Origin of the sequence: Bradyrhizobium genosp. P, assembly GCF_049949265.1 — a bacterium.
In the GTDB taxonomy this organism is placed as follows: Bacteria; Pseudomonadota; Alphaproteobacteria; order Rhizobiales; family Xanthobacteraceae; genus Bradyrhizobium.
On the sequence record NZ_CP188195.1, the window covers coordinates 9635798 to 9660575 of the forward strand.

Annotated in this window: 31 protein-coding genes; 13 read left to right on the forward strand and 18 right to left on the reverse strand. The window is 61.8% G+C overall.

What is annotated here, in order from left to right:
* Positions 1–59: 59 nt before the first annotated feature.
* Entirely contained in the window at positions 60–1100 is a 1041-nt protein-coding gene (locus ACP2YO_RS46290) for an ABC transporter substrate-binding protein (RefSeq protein WP_426437790.1), read from the reverse strand.
* A 168-nt stretch (positions 1101–1268) separates the two neighbouring features.
* Here ACP2YO_RS46290 and ACP2YO_RS46295 point away from each other — a divergent pair, with 168 nt between their 5' ends.
* The 4 genes from ACP2YO_RS46295 to ACP2YO_RS46310 all read left to right on the forward strand — a co-directional run bounded on the left by ACP2YO_RS46295 (position 1269) and on the right by ACP2YO_RS46310 (position 3539).
* Positions 1269–2093, forward strand: a complete 825-nt coding sequence (locus ACP2YO_RS46295) for a creatininase family protein (RefSeq protein ID WP_426437791.1) — start codon at positions 1269–1271, stop codon at positions 2091–2093.
* 129 nt (positions 2094–2222) lie between these two features.
* Entirely contained in the window at positions 2223–2468 is a 246-nt protein-coding gene (locus tag ACP2YO_RS46300) for a hypothetical protein (RefSeq protein ID WP_426437792.1), read from the forward strand.
* A 226-nt stretch (positions 2469–2694) separates the two neighbouring features.
* Positions 2695–2919, forward strand: a complete 225-nt coding sequence (locus ACP2YO_RS46305) for a helix-turn-helix domain-containing protein (protein ID WP_426437793.1) — start codon at positions 2695–2697, stop codon at positions 2917–2919.
* A complete protein-coding gene (locus ACP2YO_RS46310) occupies positions 2916–3539 on the forward strand; it encodes a hypothetical protein (protein ID WP_426437794.1) in 624 nt (207 codons plus the stop codon). The genes ACP2YO_RS46305 and ACP2YO_RS46310 overlap by 4 nt, the downstream gene beginning before the upstream one ends.
* 624 nt (positions 3540–4163) lie before the next feature.
* On the opposite strand, the gene ACP2YO_RS46315 is transcribed toward ACP2YO_RS46310, so the two are convergent.
* From ACP2YO_RS46315 to ACP2YO_RS46335, 5 genes are all read right to left on the reverse strand, one after another.
* On the reverse strand, positions 4164–6203 hold the full coding sequence (locus ACP2YO_RS46315; RefSeq protein WP_426437795.1) for an AAA family ATPase: 2040 nt from the start codon (positions 6201–6203) through the stop codon (positions 4164–4166).
* A gap of 72 nt (positions 6204–6275) precedes the next feature.
* Positions 6276–6734, reverse strand: coding sequence for a hypothetical protein (locus ACP2YO_RS46320; RefSeq protein ID WP_426437796.1), 459 nt, complete (start codon positions 6732–6734; stop codon positions 6276–6278).
* A gap of 521 nt (positions 6735–7255) precedes the next feature.
* A complete protein-coding gene (locus ACP2YO_RS46325) occupies positions 7256–7618 on the reverse strand; it encodes a hypothetical protein (RefSeq protein ID WP_426437797.1) in 363 nt (120 codons plus the stop codon).
* Complete coding sequence (locus ACP2YO_RS46330; protein WP_426437798.1) at positions 7615–8538, reverse strand: hypothetical protein; 924 nt, start codon at positions 8536–8538, stop codon at positions 7615–7617. The genes ACP2YO_RS46325 and ACP2YO_RS46330 overlap by 4 nt, the downstream gene beginning before the upstream one ends.
* On the reverse strand, positions 8535–8753 hold the full coding sequence (locus ACP2YO_RS46335) for a hypothetical protein (protein WP_426437799.1): 219 nt from the start codon (positions 8751–8753) through the stop codon (positions 8535–8537). Before ACP2YO_RS46335 ends, ACP2YO_RS46330 begins: the two co-directional genes overlap by 4 nt.
* Positions 8754–8906: 153 nt before the next feature.
* Here ACP2YO_RS46335 and ACP2YO_RS46340 point away from each other — a divergent pair, with 153 nt between their 5' ends.
* Positions 8907–9251, forward strand: a complete 345-nt coding sequence (locus ACP2YO_RS46340; RefSeq protein ID WP_426437800.1) for a hypothetical protein — start codon at positions 8907–8909, stop codon at positions 9249–9251.
* Positions 9252–9414: 163 nt separating this feature from the next.
* Here ACP2YO_RS46340 and ACP2YO_RS46345 read toward each other — a convergent pair whose 3' ends face one another.
* The 8 genes from ACP2YO_RS46345 to ACP2YO_RS46380 all read right to left on the reverse strand — a co-directional run bounded on the left by ACP2YO_RS46345 (position 9415) and on the right by ACP2YO_RS46380 (position 12582).
* Entirely contained in the window at positions 9415–9711 is a 297-nt protein-coding gene (locus ACP2YO_RS46345) for a hypothetical protein (RefSeq protein WP_426437801.1), read from the reverse strand.
* A gap of 381 nt (positions 9712–10092) precedes the next feature.
* A complete protein-coding gene (locus tag ACP2YO_RS46350; RefSeq protein ID WP_426437802.1) occupies positions 10093–10251 on the reverse strand; it encodes a hypothetical protein in 159 nt (52 codons plus the stop codon).
* On the reverse strand, positions 10251–10706 hold the full coding sequence (locus tag ACP2YO_RS46355; RefSeq protein ID WP_426437803.1) for a hypothetical protein: 456 nt from the start codon (positions 10704–10706) through the stop codon (positions 10251–10253). The genes ACP2YO_RS46350 and ACP2YO_RS46355 overlap by 1 nt, the downstream gene beginning before the upstream one ends.
* Before the next feature lie 3 nt (positions 10707–10709).
* Positions 10710–10868, reverse strand: coding sequence for a hypothetical protein (locus ACP2YO_RS46360; protein ID WP_426437804.1), 159 nt, complete (start codon positions 10866–10868; stop codon positions 10710–10712).
* A gap of 195 nt (positions 10869–11063) precedes the next feature.
* On the reverse strand, positions 11064–11324 hold the full coding sequence (locus ACP2YO_RS46365) for a hypothetical protein (protein WP_426437805.1): 261 nt from the start codon (positions 11322–11324) through the stop codon (positions 11064–11066).
* Positions 11325–11334: 10 nt separating this feature from the next.
* Complete coding sequence (locus ACP2YO_RS46370; RefSeq protein WP_426437806.1) at positions 11335–11877, reverse strand: hypothetical protein; 543 nt, start codon at positions 11875–11877, stop codon at positions 11335–11337.
* A gap of 11 nt (positions 11878–11888) precedes the next feature.
* The gene (locus ACP2YO_RS46375) at positions 11889–12086 is read right to left on the reverse strand and encodes a helix-turn-helix domain-containing protein (RefSeq protein WP_426437807.1); all 198 of its coding nucleotides are present in this window, start codon (positions 12084–12086) and stop codon (positions 11889–11891) included.
* A 298-nt stretch (positions 12087–12384) separates the two neighbouring features.
* Positions 12385–12582 (reverse strand): hypothetical protein, encoded by a 198-nt coding sequence (locus tag ACP2YO_RS46380; protein ID WP_426437808.1) that lies wholly within the window; start codon positions 12580–12582, stop codon positions 12385–12387.
* A gap of 1170 nt (positions 12583–13752) precedes the next feature.
* On the opposite strand from ACP2YO_RS46380, the gene ACP2YO_RS46385 reads away from it, so the two are divergent.
* Positions 13753–14106 carry a hypothetical protein gene (locus ACP2YO_RS46385; protein WP_426437809.1) on the forward strand — a complete coding sequence of 118 codons (354 nt, stop codon included), beginning with the start codon at positions 13753–13755 and terminating at the stop codon, positions 14104–14106.
* Positions 14107–14272: 166 nt separating this feature from the next.
* Complete coding sequence (locus ACP2YO_RS46390) at positions 14273–14647, forward strand: hypothetical protein (RefSeq protein ID WP_426437810.1); 375 nt, start codon at positions 14273–14275, stop codon at positions 14645–14647.
* Between the two features lie 1059 nt (positions 14648–15706).
* Here the strand turns inward: ACP2YO_RS46390 and ACP2YO_RS46395 are convergent.
* Positions 15707–15907, reverse strand: a complete 201-nt coding sequence (locus tag ACP2YO_RS46395; protein WP_426437811.1) for a hypothetical protein — start codon at positions 15905–15907, stop codon at positions 15707–15709.
* A gap of 86 nt (positions 15908–15993) precedes the next feature.
* Here ACP2YO_RS46395 and ACP2YO_RS46400 point away from each other — a divergent pair, with 86 nt between their 5' ends.
* Entirely contained in the window at positions 15994–16281 is a 288-nt protein-coding gene (locus ACP2YO_RS46400) for a hypothetical protein (RefSeq protein WP_426437812.1), read from the forward strand.
* Positions 16282–16523: 242 nt separating this feature from the next.
* Here ACP2YO_RS46400 and ACP2YO_RS46405 read toward each other — a convergent pair whose 3' ends face one another.
* The 3 genes from ACP2YO_RS46405 to ACP2YO_RS46415 form a co-directional block, all read right to left on the reverse strand.
* Positions 16524–16772 carry a hypothetical protein gene (locus ACP2YO_RS46405; protein WP_426437813.1) on the reverse strand — a complete coding sequence of 83 codons (249 nt, stop codon included), beginning with the start codon at positions 16770–16772 and terminating at the stop codon, positions 16524–16526.
* 137 nt (positions 16773–16909) lie between these two features.
* Entirely contained in the window at positions 16910–18298 is a 1389-nt protein-coding gene (locus ACP2YO_RS46410; RefSeq protein WP_426437814.1) for a tyrosine-type recombinase/integrase, read from the reverse strand.
* Between the two features lie 414 nt (positions 18299–18712).
* Positions 18713–18982, reverse strand: coding sequence for a metal-sensing transcriptional repressor (locus tag ACP2YO_RS46415; protein WP_426437815.1), 270 nt, complete (start codon positions 18980–18982; stop codon positions 18713–18715).
* Positions 18983–19802: 820 nt separating this feature from the next.
* Between ACP2YO_RS46415 and ACP2YO_RS46420 the strand changes: the two genes are divergently transcribed.
* The 5 genes from ACP2YO_RS46420 (at position 19803) to ACP2YO_RS46440 (ending at position 24730) form a co-directional block, all read left to right on the forward strand.
* Complete coding sequence (locus ACP2YO_RS46420) at positions 19803–20093, forward strand: hypothetical protein (protein WP_426437816.1); 291 nt, start codon at positions 19803–19805, stop codon at positions 20091–20093.
* A 13-nt stretch (positions 20094–20106) separates the two neighbouring features.
* Positions 20107–20346 (forward strand): hypothetical protein, encoded by a 240-nt coding sequence (locus tag ACP2YO_RS46425; protein WP_426437817.1) that lies wholly within the window; start codon positions 20107–20109, stop codon positions 20344–20346.
* On the forward strand, positions 20318–20716 hold the full coding sequence (locus ACP2YO_RS46430) for a carbohydrate porin (protein ID WP_426437818.1): 399 nt from the start codon (positions 20318–20320) through the stop codon (positions 20714–20716). The genes ACP2YO_RS46425 and ACP2YO_RS46430 overlap by 29 nt, the downstream gene beginning before the upstream one ends.
* Positions 20717–20973: 257 nt before the next feature.
* A complete protein-coding gene (locus tag ACP2YO_RS46435) occupies positions 20974–22986 on the forward strand; it encodes a carbohydrate porin (protein WP_426437819.1) in 2013 nt (670 codons plus the stop codon).
* A gap of 271 nt (positions 22987–23257) precedes the next feature.
* The gene (locus ACP2YO_RS46440) at positions 23258–24730 is read left to right on the forward strand and encodes an FAD-dependent monooxygenase (protein ID WP_426437820.1); all 1473 of its coding nucleotides are present in this window, start codon (positions 23258–23260) and stop codon (positions 24728–24730) included.
* Positions 24731–24778: the final 48 nt, after the last annotated feature.

The window sequence follows — 24778 nt, forward strand, 5'->3', positions numbered from 1 at the left end:
CGCCGATGCCGCAACATCTCGATCCGATCTCATTGCGTGTCTCGGCTGCAATACAAGGCTCAGTTCTTCGGCCTGAGCTCGACGCCGACCGCCTTGTTGACGAAGCGCAGCGTGTAGCCCTGGCGGTAGTCGATGGTGCTCTTGACCACGCCGGCGCTCACCATCTTCTCGAAGAAATCAGCCATCCGCTCGTCGGTCATGGCGCCGATGCCGTTTGCGATGGTGTCGCCGGAATCGACGATGCCGTATTCCTTCATCTTGGCGACCGAATAGGCCAGCAGTTCGTCGGTCATTTCCGGATTGAGCTTCTTGATCATCGCGTTGCCGGCCGAGTTGTCGCCGTAGAGGTAATGATACCAGCCGACGATCGAGGCATCGACGAAGCGCTGGACGAGGTCCGGCTTCTTGTCGACGAGATCACGGCGGGTCTCGATCAGGGTCGAATAGGCATTGAAGCCGTAATCGGCGATCAGGATGACGTTCGGCTTGAAGCCGGCCGCCTTCTCCACCGCGTAAGGCTCCGAGGTGACGTAGCCTTCCATCGCGATCTCCTTGTTCACGATGAAGGGCTGCGAGTTGAAGGTGTAGGGTTTCACCTTGCTTTCGCTGAAGCCGTATTTGGATTTCATCCATTGGAAATAGGTGACGATGCCTTCCTTCGAGACCAGGAGCGTCAGCGGCTTCAGATCCTCGATCTTGGCGACCTTGACCTCGGGGTGGGTCAGGAAGACCTGCGGGTCCTTCTGGAACATGGCGGCGACCGCGACCAGCGGCACGTTGTTGGTGACCGCGTCGAAGGTCTGCAGCGAATTCGCGCTCATGAAGAAGTCGAGCTTGCCCGCGATCAGGAGCATGCGATTGTTCTCGTTGGGGCCGCCGGGCACGATGGTGACGTCGAGGCCGTATTGCTTGTAGGTGCCGTCGGCGACTGCCTGGAAGAACCCGCCATGCTCGCCCTCGGCGACCCAATTGGTCCCGAACGAGACCTTGTCCAGGGTCTGCGCGCGCGCCGACCCCACGGCAGTCAGGACCGCCAAAGCGGAGATGGCGGCGGCAAGCAGGCCTGTGGTTAACGCTCGCGGCAAAAAGGCCGGGTTCATGGTTGGACTCCGTCGATCATTCTGGCCCATGATGGAAGGCGGAGGGCGTGGCCCGCGCCCGGGGCGGGACGTGGGACGCCCTGGGGACTTGAATGCCCCGCGTGACGAGTGAACAAACTACCCTGCAAATTCATCCAAAGAAACGCTTGTAATGAGACGCTTGGCTTGATGACTTCTCAGCTTCCGCCCCGTGACTGGACCGCCATCCACTGGCCCGACATCGCCAAGGGCGCGGCCTCGCGGTGGATCGCGGTGCTGCCACTGGCCGCGACCGAACAGCACGGTCCGCATCTGCCGCTGGGAACCGACGTCATGATCGGCGAGGCGTATCTGGCGCGGGTGCGCGACCTGCTGTCGGCGACCGTCCCGGCCGCCTTCCTGCCGTTGCAACCGATCGGCATTTCCACCGAGCACATCGATTTTCCGGGCACGCTGACGTTGCCGACCGCGGTCGCGCTGAAGAGCTGGATGGCGCTCGGCGCGAGCGTGGCGCGCGCCGGCGTGAGCAAGCTCGTGATGGTGACGAGCCATGGCGGCAACTCCGCCGCGATGTCTCTGGTGGCGCAGGATCTGCGCGCGCAACACCGGATGCTGGTCGTGACCACGAGCTGGTCGCGGTTCGGCGTGCCGGACGGATTGTTTGACGCTGATGAATTGCGTCATGGCATTCACGGCGGCGCGGTCGAGACCTCGATCATGCTGGCGAAATATCCGCAGCATGTGCGGCGAGATGCGATCGCGGATTTCAAGCCCGCGAGCATCGCGATCGAAACCAGGCACCGCCTGCTGTCGACGCAGCGGCCCGCGCCGTTCGCCTGGCAGGCGCAGGATCTGCATCCAGGCGGTGCGATCGGCGATGCGACCAAGGCCTCCGCGGAAAAAGGCGAAGCGCTGCTCGACCACGGCGCGCACGCGTTCTGCGACCTGCTTGACGACGTCGATAAATTCGACGTGAACGCGCTCGCAACCGCGCCGCATTGGCCGCTTAAGTAGCTGGATCGGCTGGCGAATAGCCGCCACTACCAAACCCATCGCGACGATTCGAACCGGAATCGGAAAGCCTCCGTCCAACGGGCATGCGGACCACACCGGTGCCGCGCCCAGACAGGATGGAGTTTCTCAATGTCGATCAAGTCCAGGATTGCCGCTACTGCCCTCACCGCGCTCGCCGTGACCGGCACCATTGCGTCCACCACCTCGCAGGCTGACGCCAGGCCATTCGGCCTCGGTTGGGGCATTGGTGCGGGAATCGTCGGCGCCGCCGCGGTCGGCAGCGCGATCGCCGCCAACAACGGCTATTATTACGACGGCTATCGCCGCTGCGGCTGGGTGCGCCACCACGGATTGTTGATCCAACGATGTTTTTAGGCGTGTGACGTACCGTGTGACAGACTTTGGTCCGCCGTCCATTGCCGTCCATCCTCGGCTCTTGACGGCGGCATCGCTGCGGGTGTAGGCCATCGCGCAGTCAGCCTGAGTCCGCAATCAGGCGACCCTCGCGGCAGATGTCGCGACTGTCGGTAGCGGCACGGCGCACCAACCCCGCGCAATGACGGCCTAGGCTGTCGGGGTCTCCGAGATCGGAGGCCGTACCGTGCCAAAAATCGATCCCCTCTCCCTCACCATCAATGAGACTGTCGGCGTGCTGCGCGTGTCGCGCGCCAAGGTCTATCAGCTTCTGTCCGAGAAGAAATTGACCGCCCGGCGCGACGGTCAGCGGACACTCGTCGATTATGCCAGCGTCATGGCTCATCACGCAAGCCGCAAGCCGTTCGTCTCCGGCGCCCCAATGGCTAACGCACGGGGGGCCGAACGATGATCAATTTCGCTGAGATCGACCCGAAGGATATCGTCAAAACCCTCCGCGCCGAACGTGATCGGATTCTGGAGCGCAACTTGAAATTCGCGCCAGAGCGCACCCTTGCGCGAGATCGCCGCCTCGCAGCCGTGCACGAAGCGGGTCATGCTGCAATGGCTGGTCACGTCGGTTTTCGTGTCGTGGATGTCCACATCAAGCCGAGCGGCCATAGTCCCCTCGACTTATGCAACAAATCATGGGTCGGCCGTATCACGCTGGATCAGAATGGCTGCTCCAACCGCGCGCTCGCGAAGAAATGGCGATGGGTCGCTCTCGCTGGAGCGGTCGCAGAGCACGCATGGAAGTACAACGAGCGGGTCGGTTACGACGAGGTCGAAGACCCGGCCTTCATGTCACTTAGCGACTGGCATATGGCCGGAAGCACGCCCGCCGCGTTAACCGGTGAGCTGCTAGACGACCTTGATTCGGTCTGCGATTTGCTCGGACGCGAAGGGAGATTGTGGCCTCACTTGCTCCTCATCTCGCGCCAACTCATTACAGCGGCGTCACGTCCGAGCGACAGCGGTGAAGCTAGTCGTCTTCATCTTCCCAAGGTTGGCGGCGCATCAGGTCAATCATGAGTGCGATGGCCGCCGTCTTCGCTTCTGCTGCCGTTGAGATAGTCCTGCTTCCGTGCAGCTCGAAGGAAGTCGGGATATGGCGACAGGCGCCGCGAAAGCCGTTGCCCTTTGGAAGAACGCCGAGCTTATATCGACCGACATCGGCGAATCGCTGACCGTTCGGCCTCATGTGCCAGCTTGCATTTTTAGCTCGGCACTTCGCCGCATTGATGCGTCGCGTTAGAGCCTTTGCCCTAGCTCCGCGCGAGCGCGCCGCCTCCAAATCGTCTTCCATGTGCCCGGCACACTCACACCCGCAATACAGCGGACGTGCGAATTCCGGATGCGTCATGATGTGGACGTAGCGGAGTGATTCCCGTTCGCACATCTCGCAAACGGTCATGTGTCGATATGTGACGCCCGTCTCGGGAGATGCCTGTGGTTCGGCGACGACCTCAGCAAACGTGCGCTGTCTTTGACGGCCGCCCGGGCGCGAATGGCTGCAATCGTAATGACCTTCGTCTTCTACACCGATGCACGACCATCCGCGACGGACCACAAGCCATAGTCTGAACCCTCGGACATGGCTTCCGCACATTTGGTGCCGAACAAGTCCAATAGTTCGCGGCTGTACCTCGGCATGGATCAATCACCTTCGTGGCCGAAGTCGTCCTCAGCCGAACCGGCGCGCTCCCAATGGGCCTTTGTCTTTCCAAAGGCAGACACATAGCGGAGATCGCCGTACTGCTCGCCGCGCTTCATAAAGCGATCGACATCTTTGTAGGTCAGGGCAAAGTCTTCGTTTTGCTCGTTCACGAGTCGCGCCACGTCGCGCGGCGTTTGGCCGTCGCCTTGATTGTTGCGGCAGACTTGAATGCCCTTGTCGATCAGTTCATAGATCGCGCCCAAGGTGGCCTTATACATCGGCTCTTCCTGGGTCTTGACATCGACCGCGCTGGCGGGAACGAAGATGCCATCCGACCACAGAAGCCGGGTTGTGACGGCACCTTTAGCGCCGTAGTTGTTCTTCAACCGCTCCAGCAAAACAAACGGCGTGGCCTTCTCAGCCTTCAGGGCGAGCATGTTGCGCACAGCATTCCGGAATCCCGTCGAGCCAGAATACCCGCTGCCGTCTTCCATCGCCTTCTTGCTCGGATGTCCGAGCACAAGTAGGGTAGCTTTGTGCTTCCGCGCGAGGCCGCCAAGCACGTCTTTCAGGAAGGCATTCGGACCGAGGCGGTCGGCCTCACCCATCTGCGCGATATCGGCGAGGGAATCCAGCACGACGAAGCTGCCGGGCCGCTCCGCCAGCTTGCATTCAAGGTCACGGTAGAAGGGCAACAACTTGATTTGGCCCATCTCGCTCACGCGCGCGAGCGAGATGCTATGACCCGGCAGACACCACGCGCGGAGATCGAGGGTGTCCCAGTCCGCCTTCAGGTACTCGACAGCGGCGGCAATGCGGGGCTGTACCTCACCGACAACGTCTTCGGCGAGCACGAGCAATACGGGCGCCTTGATCGTCTCGCGCCCGAAGATCGGGCGTCCATCGGAAACCGCGACAGCTATCTGGATGGCTAGCGTCGTCTTACCGGTGCCGCCGTCGCCGTAGAGCAGATTGACGTTACCTTCCATAATGAGGTCGGCGACCGAATAGCTCGTGCGCGGAAAGCCACCCTTGCGCAGTTCGTCCTTCGAGATAGGTTCGGGCCGTGGATCACTCTTCACTGTGCCGGTGCTATCAACATCGTCCGCGCCCTCGGTCACGAGCGAGTCCGCGTCGAAGTCGCGATCCTCCTCGAAGTCCATCTCGGCGGTGCGGTCGCCGCCGCGCGATTGACTCGCGTAGCTGTAAGCATTTTTGACTTTTAGCTCCAGCCCCTCAACATCCCATGGCGGAACGCAGCGGTCGTTGTAATACTCCAGCATGAGCGCGAGGCACAGCTCCGGGCTGATTCCTTTATCGCGAACTCCCATCGCTATTTTAAGGGTCTGGAAGTCGCCGCCCTTGCCCTCGATCGCGGGCTCGGCGTCTTCCTTCAGGAAAGCGATGGCCCACTCGACATTGGCGGGCTTGTCGGTTTCGATTGCCATCTCGCCTGCGTCGCTGAGGCCGTGCTTCGCTTTCGCCGCGCTCAACACATCGTAGAACCAGCTCGGCGCGGGCAACGTTGGGCCGGTGGAGGTGGCTTCGTAACGACTGCCATCGGCAAACCGACAGCCCGCGATCAGAACGTAGTTGGGGCTGTCGATGTCAGGCCCGAAGCCATGTTCCCCGAGCGCAAAGACGTGAGGCCCTTCATAGTAGAGGTGACGCCCACCGCTCGGCGTGCGCACTTCCTCGGTCGGCATGGGAAAGGTGTATTCGAGATCGAGATCGGCGAAAGTCGCCTCGCCATTCTTACCGGGCTTCTGGTCAACGTCCACCACGATGACGTTGTCGCCCTTCAGGGCGAGTCCCCAATTGCAGCCCGGGTAGCGATCAGCCCATGCGCGGATTTGCTTCTCGTCGGACGAAGCGTCTTTAAGATTGTTCGGGATGAGCGGGGGATATTTTGCGCCGGGCTTCACGGGGTGGAGGCGACGCCCCGGATGGCGCGCGGTGTAGCTCAGCGCGAGCGCGAGCGACCGGGCTTTCGTAAGGGGCTTGAAATTTTGCGGATTCTTTGCTACATCATCACTCATACTTCTTGCTCCAGTTTCGGCGGTTCAGCGCCGCAGCTCACCGACCCGGCCTTCGCGGCCGGGTTTCGTGTTTCAGGCCCTCTCGAAAATGCGGCGTCGCTGCGCAGCATTGCGCCGGACAGTGGCGATGTCGCCCGGAGTGAAGCCGTCCCGGTCGCGACGATCGACGCAAATCGTTACGGTATAATCCAGCATCATGGCGCAGATGATCCAACGCCGCGCGCGGTCGCGATCTCGCGTTGATAGGCCGATCCACGATCGCCCATAGTAATCGACCGTGAGCAGCGGGTGCCCGGCGTGCAACGCCGTCGATTGCTTGTCGTAGATCGCATGCGGCACTGTGAGGCAGTAAGGCGCAGGCGCAGAAAAGCGCGTCAGCAGCCAATCGGCGGCAGCCTCCGAAATCTCTTCGTCGGTCGCGGATTCTGCAAGCGAGAGAAGCCGATCTTCGGCCTCGCGCGCTTCTGCTTCGCCTGTCAACGGTTGACGCATCTTCATCGTCTTCTGTTCTAGGGGCGCCCCGCTCAACACGAACGTGGCGCCCTTCGCGTATCCGGTGGGGACTTCCGGACTTCTCAACCGTGTGACTGAGCACCATCAAGCACTGGCCGCAACCGTGTTAGGGCGAAAATACTTTCGCACCAGCGCGCCACGTGCGGGCGCGATACTCGCCATCGCTCGCGACCATTGTTCCCAGCTCGCGCGAGCCGGATGCACGCCGCAGAGGCGGCATCTCGCAAGCAAAATAGTTCCTTTAACTCGCGATCATATTTTCGTTTGATGTCTCGCTTGGTCATGTGGTCCCTCTCGCTCGCGATTGCGGCGCGTTCGGGCGGGGACCTTCCCGACAACGCCTCGTGGTGCCTCAGAAACGGCCGCTGAGCGGCCATCCGAGAGCACGCCGTGTTGGGACAGGCTCTCGGAAATAACGTCTGACTGACTCGCGCTCGCCGTTTCCAGCTCCGTCGCGCGCTCTCGGAGGAGCCGGGCTCGATCGAACTGCCCTACGGATTCCAAAATCGCGGCGCGAGTGTACAATGCGGTGATGGTGCTCATCGGTTGGTCGCTTTCGCGTAAGCTTTGGCGATCTCATCCGCATGCCGCTCGAACGCCAATTCAGCCGCAGCGGTCGTCAGCGCCAGCGCTTCGTCAACGGTCAGCGGCGTGAGGCTCCCAACGAGGTCGCGGAAGTGCCGCTCATTCACGAAAACCTCAATGCCGGTCTCCGGGTCTTGCTCGACAAAGACCGGCATTCGCAGCGCGTCAGAGATAGCCAAATAAGCGCGTTGCTCGGTCAGCATGAATTCAGACGACGGCGCGGGCTCGCTCAGCACGAGTCCAAAATCTGGCTCGGCGTGCTGCTGACCGATGCCGACATCGGCCGCTCTGGTCATGAGGTCGTCGAAGTTTATCATTTTACTCTCACCCCTCCGGGTCGCGGCTCATCACCGATGCCTTCCTCGGGATCGTCATATCGGCTCGACTGCGGAGCCGGAGCTGGCCTCACGACCGGCGGCGTAGCACCCTGCGCAAGCGAGGCCTGCTTTTCTTTCCAACGTTGCAAGAGGTCGGCCAGTAGGGGAGTCATCGGTTTCGTCGGCAACGGAGTGGATGGCTTTGGTGCAGGTTCCGGCGCGGGCGCTGAAGCCACCTCTTCGACGGGCGCGGCCTCGATCGCATCATCGCTGTCAAGGCTGTCGAGCCCCAACTCCTCTTCGAGCGTCGGTACATGCTGCGAGATCATAGGCACCTCCTGCACAGGGATCGGCGGAGGTGCGGGGCGCTCATAGGTGTGCTTCACGATAGAGACTCCCGAGGCCCGATTGTTGACTTCGATGTTCTGATGGCTGCCCCACATTTTGGGATGATGCGCGGCGAGCGTTGCCAAAACGCCTGCGACCGGCGGGGCGTGAACAATGGTGTGCTGAATCCGATTGCCGTACTCATCCCGCTTGAAGCGATCAGGCAACCCGAGGATTACCAGCGTCTCGTCATCCACGTTAATCAGTGACTCGTCTTCAACCCAAGTCGGGTGCCCCTTATAAAAGACTTTCTCCACCGTGCCGCGCATCATACGATGCGTAAACAGCGCTTCGATCTCGGCGACGGCGGCCTTGCGCGCCATGCCGACAGCTTCGTGAAACAACACAGTGTCGCCCATGAACTCGATCAAGAAATCGGTAGTATCGCCGGGCTGAGCTTTCTGCGAAGCGCCGAGCCAAGACCACATGGTGCTGAGGCTGATACCAACATGGCGGGCGGCTGCGCGCATAGACGGATTGTCCATCAGCTTGTCGCAGATTGCGGTCAGGTTCTCGGTGTTGCGCTTTGTCACTTGTCGGGGAGTCCTGTCGCTCGGCGGATAAGGTTGGTGAGGCGCTTGGAGACTGCACGCGCCCGTTCGCTCTCATAGGTGCTCAGCTTTCCCCGCCGAGAGAAGCGCACTCCGAGTTGCGCACGCCGCTGTGCGGCTGCCTGCTCGGCGGCTTCCTTCGCGGTCTGGTCGTCCTTCTCCGGCGACAGGCTGAGACTTCCGAAATCGAGAACCACGAGCGTTTACCTTTAGCGAACGGCCGGCCGCGAGCGCTTCATGGCAGCGCGGTCCGCGTCGATGGGGTAAACATGCCGTTGAGGCGGAGGGGGCTCGACAAGACCGAGCGCTAGGTCGAGCTTATGCGCGCGATCTCTCGCGGAGTTTTGGGCGTGAACTTCGGCTTGCGTCGGTGCCGGATGGAGACGCAGCCATTTTTCGAGAGCCCCGGCTACGGCCGCGCGGCTGAGCTTGACGGCGGCCTGCGCCGCCTTGAGGCGATCACGGGCAACTACTACGGCCTGCTCCGCATCTTCGACGGCGCGCGCCGCATCGACAGGCGCAACGGGCTCGGATGGCTCGCGAGCCTCCGCCGCGAGGTTTCTGCGCAAGCGTCCGGACGCTGCCACCTGAGCGCGGGTCAGCGTGGTGGGGGCACCGAGCTGCTTCAAGACGTCCAAGCGAGGTTCACCCGAGTCGGTGAAATGGCCGGGGTTGCTATCGTCCAACTTCAGTAGCGCAGAATTTAGCGACATGATTCGAATTCCTTCGTTGTGTTGAGATCAGAGGCCGGAAGACCATCTAAAACTTCCGGCCTCTTCACTCGTCTCTCGGTATGGCCCCAAAATCGCGTCGATCGCCGCGTCTTTGAATGTCCGGGCGGCACCGAGGTTCAGGACATCACGTCCTGATTCCTGCGGCTCGGCGATTGGCGTCAATCACGGCCTGCATTGCTTGCTGATGGGTCTGAGGAGGATGCGCGAGACGGTGCGCAGCATGTGCTTTGTCGGCCGCGCGCATCGCCGCAGGGACGCCGCGCTGAGCTACGATCAACTCGGTTTCGTGTTCCTGATTCTGGAGTGCAGTTGCTACCAGCTCGGCAAACACATTTCGCTGGTCTTCGGTCAGCCCCGCGATCTCAGCATCCGAGAAATCGGTCCGCAACTTTCCAAATTTATCGAAGATTTCGATCGCCATGAGGCTGGCCTTTCGTTGTTAGGGAGTGCGGGATGCGTGCCCCCAAAGCACGCATCCCGCTGGACCGGCGCGGCTCATGACCAAAGCCGCGCCGATTGGGGGGACCTACCGGCTTCGGCGGTGGGACAGCCCGGCGGGGACGCGAGCGACCGGGTCGGCGGCTCGATTCCGTTGCCCGAAGGCTGGTGGGACGGCGGCTTCATCAGAGATTTTTCTCTCTTGGTCCGAGTAGCCGAATTGCTGCACGAAATCGCGCACAGGATCGTCAGGCGCGTAAGGGCTCGTTTTCGTCGTCTGGCCGGGGAGCAGACTCGACGGGCCGGTATATCGATTGTCGCCGAGCGGGGCGGCCGGGGTACATGGCTTCATTATGGTTGTCCTTTAGTGCTGCGCGGCTTGGCGTGCCAGCCGCCGTTTTCGATTGATGTACAAAGCTGCCTGAAGCGCGGCGCCGCGCTTCGCAGGCGGATTTACAAACCCCGGCGCGGTCTTCGTGTTCACTGCCGGTGATGTCGGTTTCGTCTTCTTCGTGTTGCTCATCAACGCCTCTTCACAGTTCGTGCGCGGGACTTCCAGTTAAAAGGATCGATCGAGGGCTGAAACTCGACCCGATGACCGATCCGGATTTCCGCCATGTTGCGAGTGTCGCGGCCGTCGAAGTACAAGTAGTCCCCCGTCTCATCCGACCTCACGAAGCCATAGTTCATCCCGATTGCATTGACTCGGATGGTCGTCACCAGACCGGTGAGGAAGGGCAGCGGCTTGACAGCGGTCGCCCGTCGCTTTCCCTCTACCCGTTCGATCTCGAAGGACACTCTAAGGCCGCGCTCGATCTCCACCGGAATGATGCCTCTCGCGAGCGAAGCCTGATCAAAGACAACCTTCTCTCCCGACTGGACTCGACGCCCTTTGCTGGCGTCTTCGTCACTGACGATCAGGCCCCAGAGCTTGCCCGGCGGGCAGTGGGTCGCCAAGTTCACAACGCTGCCCAACATGGCTTACTCCGCGCTGTCGAGCCCGGCCGCAACCGCGCCCTGATCGAGGAGATCGAGACCGGCTTGCGGCGCGTGTTGCCCGCGATGTTTTCGGCTCGGTGTGCCGGGATGCACTGCCACGGGGCGCGACTTCGGATGCGTGCCGAGCTGCGCCTGCACCATCGCTGCGCCAAAACCCGGATCACCGGGTTGCGGTCGATAGCGTTGTACGCCCGGTTGCGGGCCGCTCGGATCGCTGGGTGTGGGACCTGGGCCAGTCGAGCCCGCTGCTGGATAAGCAGCTAGGCCGCCCGGGAGCGCCGTGCGAGCCACGCTCGCACCTTGAACCGGAAGCTTGCGAGAAGGACGGGCCATGGGCTAGCACCCATTCGCGGAGTCGCCGCGACGCGAGCGACAACCGGGATTGATCTCGACGGGGGCGAGTTGCTTCTCGATCGTGGGCCGCGCGACCAGCGGAGCGTTACCGCCGTCCAAAATTGCCGTCTCCGTTCGGCTGAGGCCGCGCACCTGAACCTGTCTATCATTGAGGGTAACGCTGTGCGCCATGCCGTCATGCACAGGCGCGGGCGCCGTTGTGGAGGTCTTCGGCTTGCGGCCGTCTCTGCCGATTGATCTCATGGTGGCCCTCCTAGTTGAAAGCTGGATTTGGTTTGGTGGAACCGACGACGCAGCCGCAGGATTTTGCGATCGACTGCGCCCGGGCTAAACCCATCGACCGCACACAGGCACCCTGCCGGGTGATGTTCCAGCCCGCTGCGCTCCACGGATTTTTGGCGCGCTCCGGATCGAATGGCTTCTTGCCGGTCGCACCGGGCTTGGGAGCGCTGCGCGGATCGTAGGGATTGCTGAAGCCGTGTTGCCGCATCACTTCCTCGAAGCGCTGCTTGCCGAGCTGTTTGTACAGCGCACTCACGGCCGTAAGGCTGCCTGCTTTGGCGCGGTCGATGAGATCGCCAGTGTCAGGCGGAAAGAAATGCGGCTTGCTCTCGCGCAGGGCCTTGGTCCACTCCTCAATCGAAACGCCCTCGGCGTTCACGAGGCTGTCGCCGTGCGCCTTGAAGGTCGGCGCGAACGTCGCGATCGCATCGTCTTTCGCCGTGGTGAAGATGTCGGCGAACTCATCGGCCGACAGCAGCTTTTCCATTTCGAGTTTAGCGTCGCGATATGCCATGTGGGGCTCCCCTAGGTTCTGCGCTCGACAATCGGCCACGTATCGACCCAGCGCTGAAGCTCCGTGCGCTCGATCACGACATAGATGCCGTGGCGACGCGCGGTCAGCTCGCCAGCGCGGACGGCCGCGTTGACTTTGTTGCGCGAAATGCCAAGGGCTTTCGCCGCGCTCACTTGTGAGAGCGCGATGGGCTCGACTGTTTCTGACATGTCCGTTGCTTTGCTATATCTGCGCACTGTCGCGCAGCGATTGCGACGACGCTCAGTGCAAGACGTAAGCGCCATGGTCTATAATATGTCCGACCGAATCCGCGAACAACTGGCAATTAACGAACGATCGCAGCGCTCGTGATCGCGTCTCGATCGAGCGCAGCGAGAGTCACGCAAAGCCTATGAAACAAGACGTTTGCAGCTCATTGGCCTTCGATGATCTTGCTAAGCCATCTGACGGAGACGATCGGACCGCGCCGCGCGTCTCAGTGGAAGAGATCGGCGGAGGAGAATGGCTTCAGGTGGTGCCGTCAGCTTCGCCGCGATCCTGTGCGGCGCGGATCGCCGTCTCGACTTCAGCGACGAGCGTCGCGAGATGGTCAGCGAGTTTTGTGAACAGCTCGCGTTTATAAGGGTCGGTGGCGAGATCGCGGATCAGGGCGCACTCTGCTGCATCGGTGCGGAGCTTTTCGAGGTGGGCGCGCATGTCCTTCATGGCGGAGTCTCCCAGTGCGACGGGCGACGCTGTTCGGCGACACGACCGGCCGGACGGTACTGGATCGCGGAACGAGTTGTTAGGTGGTCAGGCTTCCGAGGGGATCAAGCGCGGCGGGCCGGGTCTGTATTTAACGGAATCCCTTCGTCCGGCCTCTCACGTCAGATGGCTTTACCAGACGAGCGAACCGCCCGGAGCCTCCAGCGGAGGGCGAGCGAAGCGAGTAGGGGTATGGGGAGACTTCACCCAAATGGCCATTTTCGACTTCAACCAATGATTTCAATGGCTTGTGCGGTGACTTCACCCTTCTCAACCTGACTTCAACCGATGAGACTTCAACCAATGATTTCAATGACTTAACGATTTGGCGCCTTGAGACTTCAACCCGACTTCAACGGAATTCCGGTTTATTCCCGGGGTCAAATCGGACGATCCGGACACCGCGTGTTTCGTTTTGTTAGGCGATATTGGCCCCGATCGGCCAAAATCCGGTGAAATCGGGGCGGCGAGCATTTCCTGTTAACCTTAACGGAATACGTAACAACTTTATTACGTCTAGTGGCTGATAACAAAACTATAGTTGCGCGTAATGCGGGATGTGTGACACTTTCTTGCTGGAACCCGCGTTAACGTTAAATCCTAGGGTAAAGCTCGGCCCGGCCCGGCCCTTGACGTGCGCCGGGCGCATAGCGCGTGGGATGGCTTCTGGTCTTCCGAACCTCTAAACTTGTCACGATCCGACTGGGCGCACGCGTAGAAGATCGTTCTACGGCCGGGCATGGTTAGCGAATCGTAAACGCCTTGGGCAGGCGCGCAGCGCGAGCTATGCGTTAAGCACGTCTGGCGTGTGGCACGCTTTATGCTCTACCTCGAAAAGATTCCATAATGTGAGTTACGCGAAGCCAATTCCAGCTCTGGCACAGCGCTCTCGTATTGGCACAGCAAACGTGGTTAGCGAATCGTTAAGGCGATCGAACAGCGAACGCTGGTGGGGCGGCCCACGTGGTGGCGGTCCGGTAATCTGCTACGGGGTGCCTTGAGGGAACTCACGAGTGTGTGAAAACGTGATGGCCCCTAGCTTATGCTCTCTCTTCGATCCAAGGCCCCGGAACGAAAAAAGTAGAAGAACCCGCGAACTTCTCAAATTCCGAAATTTCGGAGAATCCCGCAGTGGACCTGTACAAGCACAGAGGGACGATTGCCTTGCTGGCGATTGTGGTGGTGGTGCTATTTGCTGTTGCTCCTCGCTATGCGAGCAAGCCGACGCTGGGCAAGGCCGATCCGCCAGCGTTGCCGACCGAAGCCGAGCGACGCGCGGCCAGTAGCTACGCCACGCTGTCCCAGAGCCTCGATAAACTATGCGAGGCTTTCGAATCCATCTCGGGCCAGATCAACACCCCGGGCGCCTTGGCGGCGATCTCGGAAGAGATGAAGCGGCGCAAGATCGAGAACGACATCCAAGATGCGTGCGAGGGTCATGGCGAGGATGACGTGCGCGACAGGGATGAAGATCGAGGGCTGTAGCCCGGTCGTCAGGCGCATTTACTATGATCACAGACCGGGGCTTGCAGAGGCGCCTTCAGCTCACCACGTCACGGACAGCCGATATAGAGCCTTGAAAATACGCGATCAACCTCGCGTGAGTGTACCGATGGCTCCGAGCGATCATCCCCTTATGTTGGAGATCGCGATGACTGTTATCGATAAGACCAATTCCGACTGGACCCTTTATCGCAGGCCCGACTGCGAAGAGGTCGATCTACATCTTGGCCGACGAGATCGCTGGGCGAAATCATACGAAGACGCCATGGCTGATGTCGCCGAGCTGGTCGAGCACAAGCTACGTGAAGCTCAGCGCGAAGGCAGGCCCTATGTGATGTTCGTTCATGGCCGGAGCACGTCCCGCCCCGGCGCAACCACCGCCCGATCCCAGGTCCGCAACTTCATGCGGTCCAAGGCAGCGACGTTGCTCATCGAACGGCGGCATTGTGTGCAGCACGCGACAATATTTCTAGCGAAGGTCCGGGCGTTCAAGCTCGACGAGGCGATGGGACCCGACCATTAACCATCGGGGTCGAGATCGGTCTCAACCCCTCTTGCGGTCGTGGCGGCGCCGTGCCTATTTGCGCGGTGTCGGAATTAGTTGAACTGGTCCCTTGGGACCTTGGGCCGCAAGCGGCAGAACTCCCGACATCATCCGGGAAGCCACGCGTTCAACAGGCAACCCCTCCGCCAGAGATGGCTTTAGGAGGAATGTTGCAATGTTACCGAGCAGACTCGATCACAAAATTAGAGACGCCGAGACCGCGTGGAACGCCTTGCAGAACGTGCGCTCAGCCATCACCCGAGCGATCAAGAATGGCACGCTATCGAGCACGGAGATCGAGCGCTTCTCCGCCGCAGCGTCAGGTTACAAAAAGGCGCTGCTTCCGCTACTGAAGAGAGCGGAGGCGGCGCGATGACGAGACATCCTCAATCGAGAAGTGCCCCGTGAAGGGAGGCGCAACTCAAACGAAAGAGCCGCCGCTGCCGGATTGGAGAACGGCAGCGGCGGCTCTAAGTGGATTCGAAGCTCGTCCAACGAACCCCACCTGACGACAGTGTCGGCGCAACCCCTGAACAAAGGGTGTAGAAGACACGGTCATAGCGGACGTTCCGTAAGTCTCACCCCATCATGGAGGCGCAAGCCATGTACAGTTCCGAGGGTTGTCGCGCACAAATGGATGAATGCAAGACTCTGCTGTCATCGGCGGAGAGCCCGGCCGAAACGACGGTGCTTAACCTCTTGGTGCGCAATTGGCGGAACATCGCCAGCCAGACAGATCGCTACACTCAGTTAGTGCGTGACAGACCACCGAAAGAGTAAGGTCGCCTCAGCCCGCCGCCCTCAATGCGTCACCAACTTCTTTTCTATGTAGGCGTTCACCGTCTCGGCAAAGGAACGCCGATCCCCAGCCACGGCGTTCGCTTGCACGACGTAAACGACCCGGACCGGCTCCGCGCCATCAAGGCCGCGCAGCGCTACACTGAAGTGGCGACTCGCGCCGAGGCCATACGCAGAGGCCTCATCGAGCGCTGAACTGGAGACACGTCCGCGCGGACCACGATGACTGTTGTGACTTTTTCATCTTGGCGGGTGTAGGTCGGGCGAGGCCAGCAACCCGGTAATGTTGGCAGCGGTTTCGTTGTTGCGCGCCTTTCGGAGCAGGGCTTCCCTCTCCGCGCCCGGTGGCAATTGCTTAGCCTTTTCGCGTAGCTGGCGGGCTCCATCAGCAAGTCGGATTTCAAGCGACTGCTCATGCTTCACTCGACGGCGTTCCAACATGTTCCTCCTCCCGGTACTGAGAAACCCCTACCCGAGAAAAACGACTATTAACGCAGAAAGGGATAGCGGGTTTCCGGGGGAAAGCGTTGACGGTTGCAAAGTTTTCAGCGTTGAAACATGAATTGATCGGGACCTTCGGCACGGTGTTCCGGCTTGATGCGAGGAGGAGGGTCAACGATATGATCATCGCGCCCCTTTGCCCGAAGTGCGACGTTCTGATGTTGCTGGCGCATCGCCGACCCGGACGCGCCAGATTCGAACTCCAAACGTTCGAATGCCCTCGGTGCGACCAAGCGAGGATTGTGGAGGTAGCCGATCCGCTGGAGAAGGCGGCCGGTTGGGTCGCGTCGCGCGAATTGCAGCGGCCTGAGTAAACGCATCGGCGACTCAGCCCGGGGCGCCTGTGAGCAGGCGCCGGACGGCCGCCACCACAGACCGGGGCGCCGGAACGACTCTCAGCGCGCCCCTTATGGCTTCCGACGCGGCTTAAAAGAAAACGACCCAACGCCGTCAGGTCGCGGGGCCGTCTGTCTTCGTGATCCCACGGGGCTGGGGGTTGGGAGCACGGCGGCAGGCGACCAGCTTAGCCGAAAAGCGTCCGCTGTCTCGGCTCGGACTACTTCGTTTCTAGCATCTTTTCGATGTAGGCGTTCACCGTCTCGGCAAAGGAACGCCGATCCCCAACCACGGCGTTCGCTTGCACGACGACATCGTGCTGGATCAACCGAAGGCCGCTTTTTCGGGCGCCGGGTAGAGTGGCATCCCAGTACTCGTTGATGGCTCTTTCGGCGAGCGGGTGGCCGTTCGGGTCACCTTTGGCGATCAGTCGTCGCAGGATGCTTAAGCAGTTGTCCAAATTCGGCATGGGACCGCAGTATGCGACTGATTCGAGATATAGGCACCTAAAACCGGAAGCGCGGACTCAGCCCGGGGCGCCTGTGCGCTGGCGCTGGATGGCCGCCACCATAGACCGGGGCGCCGGACGGCCCCTCAGTGAGACCCTTATGGCTTCCTAGACCGGGCGCGGCGCCCCATCACGAAGTCCGACCAAGCCTGTGTCATTGGAATGCGGACCTTGTAGAGTTCCGGCAGCGGACGGTTATAGGCTCTCACGACGGCGTCGCCGATCGAGTGCGCCAAAGCCATCTCTCGAAGCTCCAGCGGATATCCGTTGATCATGGCCCAGTTCGAAAATGTCGATCGGAAACCGTGCGGCACCGGACAGCGCCCGCCGTCAACCGCCGCGATCTTGCCATCGCGAAGCAGTCGTTTCATCAGGTGGTTCGCGCCGTTGTCCCAGATCGGATACATCGCGCCCTTGGTCGGGCTCGGGAAGACGAATTCGTTGGGCTTGCCGGGCTTGCCAATGACCTTGAGCGCGGCATCGGTCAGGGGGACACGGTGCTCAAGGCCTTCCTTCATCCGGCGCTCACCATCGACAAAGCCCGGGATGATCCATAGCTTTTTCTTCACGTCGATCTCGCGCCAGCGCGCCAAGCGCGTTTCGTCGGTTCGCGTCGCGGTCAGGATCATAAAGGCGAGTGCCCGCGCTGTCGGATCGCCCATGGCGATCAGCTCGCCCATCAGCGCGGGCACGTCATCGGCGCCCATGGCAGGATGGCTTACAGCCTTCGGAGGTTTCGGTCCCGGGAGATGATCGAACACGTCCTTTGCGGCAGGGTTGTCGCCGGACCGCAGACCCCGCGCCTTCGCATTGTTGAGGATCACTTCGACGCGGGAGCGCACCTTATCTCGCGTCACCGGCCGATCGTCCCAACTGGCGAGATGCTTTTGCACGTCTTCGGTCGTGATCTCGGCGACCGGCCGCAGTGCTATGGCGTGGCGTTCGGATTGCTTGGGACTGCCGAGCAATGTGCGGCGATATGATTTCGCCTCACCGCCGTTGGGGCCGCCGCGCCAGTTGTCGGCGATCGGCACGCCAACCATCCGCACAGGCTCTCCGCCGTTCGTTGAGGGCAGCAAGTAGCCTTCGAGGTACTGCGTCACGACATCCCCGAAGAGCTTGTCAGGCGCGTTCGCTGACTCCGCAGCGGCCTGTCTATTTGCAGCAACGCCGCGCGGCCTCACCTGCGCTCGACCCTCGCGCCATTCGAGCCGGAAGCGCTCGCGCTCCTGTCGTGCTTGGTTCGGCGACAGAGCGCCGGTGACGGTTCCGGCCGTGCCCAGCATCTTCGAGCGGATCGAGCGGCCGTCCTTATACTGGAATTGCCAATAGCCGTGGCCGTTGCGCGTCATCAGGGAGAGCGAGCGGCCGTCCGGGATGCGCGCGAACGTGAAGCGTCCCTTGCTGTCTTTGCGATCGACGCTTGCGGCAATGGCCGCCCTCACATCTTCCTGTTTGAGCGCGTTGTAGAGCCGCTTGCGGGACATCGGAATGGCCTCGTTTGTGACGTACTTTGTGACATACTTTTAGCGCTACAGCCGTGGACAGTCAACTACAGCGATAGACGGTCGATTCGCCGATAAAGCACTGAAAACAAGACACTTATGGACAGCCGTAGACAGTGGTGGACAGCGGCAAAACTGTCTGGGTGCGCCAGTTCGACGCCTACGGTAATTACAAAGCCGCGTGCGCACCTGTTACTGATCGGTGAATTCTCTCATAGCGTTTTCGAGCGAAGTGGGCGCCGGTTCGCGTGAAGAAAACGCGTCAAACAAAAATCCAGAGCCGATCAGGCTCTAGGGCTGCGGATCCTGCGTCCGGCGCGGGGCCTCATCCACCCCGTGTCGCACACCGACCCGCCCGGAGTTCCCCGGGCGGGTCAACCTTTTGAGGCGCGGCAGTCAGAGATATTTCGCGATCAGCCTGAAGTCCCGCAGCACGGCCCGGCCCTTTGGGCCTGTGGCCTTCAGCGTGTCTTCCAGACTGTGGCCGATGTGATCGTGGATCAGCGCCTTCTTGGCGCTCTCGATCGCGCTCTCCACGGCCTGCAATTGCTGGGCGATCTGGGCACAGGGACGGCCCTGCTCGATCATCTCGACAATGGTCTCGAGATGACCGTTGGCGCGCTTCAGGCGCCGGGCGATCGCAGCGTGCGGATGGTCGTCGGACATCAGGTTCTCCTATCCTCCCTGGAGGATAATCCTCATCCTCACCGGAGGATAGCGAAATCAGCTTGACAGTCTTCTGCGTCGGGCTTATTTGCCGATCATCGGAACATTCGTTTCGCACCGGGCATCCGGCCCGGCCACGAGCCAGCAAAGAAGGCAAATGGGCAGTAGCAACTCTGGCGACAGGTGCCCGATGACGGGATTTCTGCCGCCGCAAGATAGCAACGCTGATCGCGCAGGCTGCCGCCGCGTGGATGGATGGTCGCGCCTCGCCTGACCGCCCGATCCTCACCGGCCTGCCGCGGACAGCGGAAGTGGAGGTGAGCGATGTTCGCAAAACTCGCAGGATTTCGGCCGTTCGAGCCGCGGCGCATGGTGCCGTGGACTGTCACGGCCACGCATTCCAATGACAACCTTCCGGGCTTTCGCCGCCCCGAGGGTCGCCGCCGGCGTCCAACCCCGGCATGTCATTGGGTTCTGATCGACGGCCGCCTGGAATGCCGGTGGGCTGTCGAAGACAGCACCGAACCGACAAGCGGTGATCTCGATCGTCAGCGACGCGCGGGCCGGCATTCCGGCCCGCGGTCGACAACCACGCGTCGAGCCGCGTTGAAGAACACAGCCTGCGCCTAAGGAGGCCATCTTGGACGAAGGACCTAGTTGTCCCGTCGCGGCCGCCCTCGGCGCAGCAACGGGACTCCAAACCGACATGACATCTGGAATTGCCGCTGCTCACGGCAGCGAAGGTCGCGCGCGCGCCTAGACCCGCTCCGCGTCCCCTACGCCGTGCCCGACAGGCGGCGAGGAGACGATCGGAGCAAACATGACGGGCACCGTCACACCATCCGAAACCGCGCCGTTCCGCCGGCGCGAATACGTCAGGCGTTCCGGAGCGGCCGATGGTCCGCTCGACGCCGTGATACGAAGCGCCGTGGCCGTCGTGCGCGAAAGCGCGGGCCTCCTCTGCCATGTCGCCGAGCTCGGCATCGTGCTCGTTCTGGACGCCGGCAGCACGGCGCCGGCACGCCGGGCTCTGGCAGAGTCGCCGCCCGCGCCGGGCGCGGCCAACATCATCCGCTTTCCCACCCGCCGAAACACCAAACCTCGCAAATGAGAAGGAATGAGTCATGACCGTCGTCAATGACTTGAACACGCACGCTTCAGATCACAAAGCCACCGCCGCCCCGATCCGGACCGCCGTACTGGACAATGCCCATCTCGGCGATATCCACGGCGCGCTCGGCAGCATCGCGCAAGATGATATCGCGCAGCGGACAACGCTGGCCGCGCGCCTGAAGACCCTGCTGGAACCGGAAGGACTGGGCGATCCGCGCCGGCGTGTTCGAGGTGCCGAATGCGCCGAATAGCGACATCCTGGTCGTTAGCACCGACGACAGCGTGACCGGCGGCAGCGTGGTGGAGTTCGAAGGTCGCTACTCGATCTTCGACCAGCCCGGCAAGCTGCGCATCGGAGTGTTCGGCAATCGCGGCTACAGCGGCAATTACAGCCAGGCGCTCGGGATCGAAGCGACGGATCCGATGCTCGACATCAACACCGTGATGGCCGGCATCCGCAAGGACAATTTGAAATACGGCTTCTATCTCAATGCCGAGCAGCAGATCGCGAAGGATGTCGGCCTGTTCGGCCGCCTGAGCTGGAACGACGGACGGAACGAAATCCTCTCGTTCACCGACGTCGACCGCAGCCTCTCCGGCCGCGTGCACGGGGAGTTCTAAAGCACTTTCCAGCGAAGCGGACACCGGTCTGTTTGAAGACGGGCCGGGACTCGAATCAACAATTTCGGTCCTGAGTCTGTCAGCACCGAAGCTCTCGACGCCCTGACAAGGGCATCGATGCGGCGCGCCGAGCGCCGGCACGTTCGCACGAGATAGCCCAGCTCATACCAGCTGCAAATCGATCGCAACATACTTGCGAATAATTCCGAACTGATCTACACTAATGCAAATGAGTTGCATTAGCGTAGCGTAGGCATTTGCGTATTTGGAGAAATTGGGGGCCATTTGCCGCAGCAACCCTGATCATCGCCGTTGCAGCGGGCAAACCCGCCGGTGCGACGGATTTCGCCAGCAGCGAGACCAAGGTCCGGTTCGTGGAGACATCTCGCTTCGACTGGTCCGGCCTCTACTTGGGATGGCACTACGGCTACCTTCGTGGTGCGGCGCACGGGAACGTGCTGTTCGGATCTGGAGCGCTTCCGGATAATGGCTTCGGTAGCCAGTTCAGCGGCGTGCAGATCGGCTTTAATCGACTGTTCTCGTCAGGCGCTTTGCTCGGCATCGAAGCCGATGTCTCGTTTCCGAGCTTTCTTGGCGCCGACGAGGTCGCCCGCCTGCAATGGACCGCGCAAGGCAACATCAGCGAGGTGGTCGGCCATGTCGGCAGGCTTCGCGGCCGGGCCGGGTATCGGCTCGGCGACTGGGTCGCGTTCGCCGCAGGCGGCTTCGCCTGGTCACAGGCACGGCTGATCGACACGCCGGGCTTCGCCGCCGACCAGGACAAGATCATCCTCACACGGCCCGGCTGGACGCTCGGCGCGGGGATCGAGACCGCGCTCTCCTCGGATTGGAGCGTCCGGCTCGAATATCTCTACGATCATTTCGGCATGCTCGACGCGATCTTGCCGTCCGGTACGCCGTGGCAATCCACGCTGGACAGCCACACGGTCCGGATCGCGCTGAACTGGTTTCCGGGCAATGCGATCTCCGACGCGCAGCTCTCGGGTGCGCGAGTCGCACCGCTGATTGCATCCGACGACTGGAATATTCACGGACAGTATACGCTTGTGGGACAAGGCTACCCGAGCTTTCGTTCGCCTTATGAGGGGGCCAACAGCCTGACGGGCTCGAAGCAGGCCGAGTATACGCAGAGCGCCACGGGATATGTCGGGCTGCGTCTTTGGGAAGGCGGGGAATTCTACGTCAATCCAGAGCTGATGCAGGGCTTCGGCCTGAATGACGTGCACGGCGTGGCGGCCTTCCCGAACGGCGAGGCCCAGAAGTCGGACTTCCCGATGCCGCGATTGAACGTCGCGCGCGTTTTCGTACGGCAAACATTCGGGCTTGGTGGCGAACAGGAGACCATCAGCGACGGACCGAACCAGCTTGCCGGCAAGCAGGACGTTTCGCGGATCACCATCACGGCGGGGAAATTTGCGGTGACGGATGCTTTTGACAGCAACGCTTACGCCAACGACCCGCGAACGAACTTTCTCAACTGGAACGTCTATGGCGGAGGCTCGTTCGACTGGACGATGGATAAGTTGAGTTGGACGTGGGGCGCCATCGTCGATTTCAACCAGAAAAGTTGGGCGTTCCGGACCGGATATTTTCTGCTGCCCACCGTGTCCAACGACAATAGCTTCGACACCCATATCCCCGACCGCGGCCAATATACGGCCGAGCTCGAGCTGCGCTATGAGCCATTCGGGCAGCCTGGCAAGCTGCGCCTGTTCGGCTGGATGAACCACGGCACGATGGGCGGCTATCTCGATGCTCTGGCGCTGCCGGTGACCAGCCCCGGCTATCCCGACATCACGCAGACGCGGCGCATCCGCACCAACTACGGATTCGTCGTCAATCTCGAGCAGGCCATCACCGGCGATCTCGGCATGTTCTCGCGCGCGACCTGGAGCCCGGGACAGACCGAGCTGATCGGCTGGACCGATTGTGACGAAAGCCTCTCATTCGGGACAGTGCTGAACGGCACGTCGTGGGGTCGACCGGACGACAAGGTCGGCGTTGCCGGTGTGATCGAGGGCCTGTCCGCCGAAGCGCGCGCCTATCTCGCCGCCGGCGGACTCGGCATCCTGATCGGCGACGGACAACTCAACTACAGCCGCGAGAAAGTGCTCGAGGCCTACTACGCCTATCGCCTCAACAAATGGGCCACGATGACCGCAGACTATCAGTTCATCCAGAACCCCGGTTACAACGCCGACCGCGGCCCGGTACACATCTTCTCGGGCCGTCTGCACGCGGAGTTTTAGTCCCCATCGTCGTCTCGGCGCAGGCCCGGACCTGTAGCCCACTGCGCGTGGTCATGCGAGGCTGGGCCACAGCGAGTACAACCGCAGAGTTTCGTGGTTCTGGGTCCCGGCCTGGGCCGGGACGACAAGAGTCCGCGATGATGTCCGGAAGTGGTTCGGAGCTAAAGCCCTCTCCCCACTCAAATATATGTAGGCACCCCCGGCTTGCCGCAAGCCCCGGGTCTTCCCGTAGAACGCGCGCCCAATCGAAGCGAACCTACGGGAGTGCGGGATGCGAGGACATGCAGGGGTGATCGCCGGCGGAGGTCCGACGGGACTGATGTTGGCAGGCGAGTTAGCGTTGGCGGGCATCGATGCTGCAATTGTCGAGCGGCGCGCCAGCCAGGACGTCATCGGTTCGCGTGCGCTCGGCCTGCACGCACGCAGCATTGAGGTGTTCGATCAGCGCGGCATCGCCGAGCGGTTCATCTCGCAGGGACAGCGGCATCCCGCCGTGCATTTCCAAATCCCGCTTGATATCAGCGACTTTCCGACCCGGCACAATTACACGCTCGGGCTCTTGCAGAACCATATCGAGCGCATCCTGGCCGAGTGGGTCGGCGAGCTGGAGGTCACGACCTATCGTGGACGCGAGGTGACCGACTTCACGCAGGACGATACCGGCGTCGACGTCGCACTTTCCGACGGCACGTTGCTGCGGGCCGGGTATCTCGTCGGCTGCGATGGCGGCCGCAGCCTGATCCGCAAGCTCGCTGGCATCGCATTTCCCGGGTGGGACCCGACGGCGAGTTGGCTGATCGCCGAGGCCGAGATGGCCGACGAGCCGAAATGGGGATTCCACGAGAATGAATTCGGTATCCATGCCATCGGCAAGGCAGAAGATGGCAAATCGGTCCGGATCGTGCTCGCCGAACCGCAACTACAGCTCGACAGCGAACCCACGCTGCGCGATGTCAGCGAGACGCTGGTCGCGGCTTACGGGACCGATTTCGGAATCCACAGCGCCGTTTGGATCTCGAGATTCACCGACATGACACGGCAGGCCGCGGCCTACCGTGACCGGCGCGTTTTACTGGCCGGCGACGCCGCGCATGTGCATCCGCCGATGGGTGGTCAGGGCCTCAACATCGGCGTGCAGGATGCGGTGAATCTGGGATGGAAGCTCGCCCAGGTCGTCAAGCTGACATCGCCGGACAGCCTGCTGGATAGCTATCACGCCGAGCGCCACCCGGTCGGGGCCTGCGTCTTGCGTCGCGCGATGGCACAGGCCGCGCTTCGTCGCAGGGACGCCCGCATCATGGCCCTGGGCGATACCGTGTCCGAACTGCTCGGCATGGACGAGCCGCGCAGACGGCTCGTTTCGGCGCTGTCCGGTCTGGGTGTTCATTACGACTTCGGCGCGGGGCACAGACTGCTCGGGCGGCGCATGCCCGATCTCGATCTGGTCACCGCCGACGGTCCGCTGCGGGTCTTTGCCTTGCTGCACAAGGCTCGGCCGCTGCTTCTCAATCTCGGAGAGGCCGGCAGCTTCGATATCACGCCATGGGCGGATCGGGTCCAGCTTGTCGACGCCGCATACACCGGTGCGTGGGAGCTTCCGGCACTCGGGCCGGTTACCGCTCCCACCGCCGTGTTGATCCGGCCCGACGGATATGTGGCTTGGGCGGGAGAGCGAACCCAAGCGGGGCTGAGCGACGCGCTAACGACCTGGTTCGGCTCGCCACGACACCGAAGCATCACATGACCGTAGTGAGTAGCCCGGATGCAAGCCGTCGTCCCGGCGAAAGCCGGG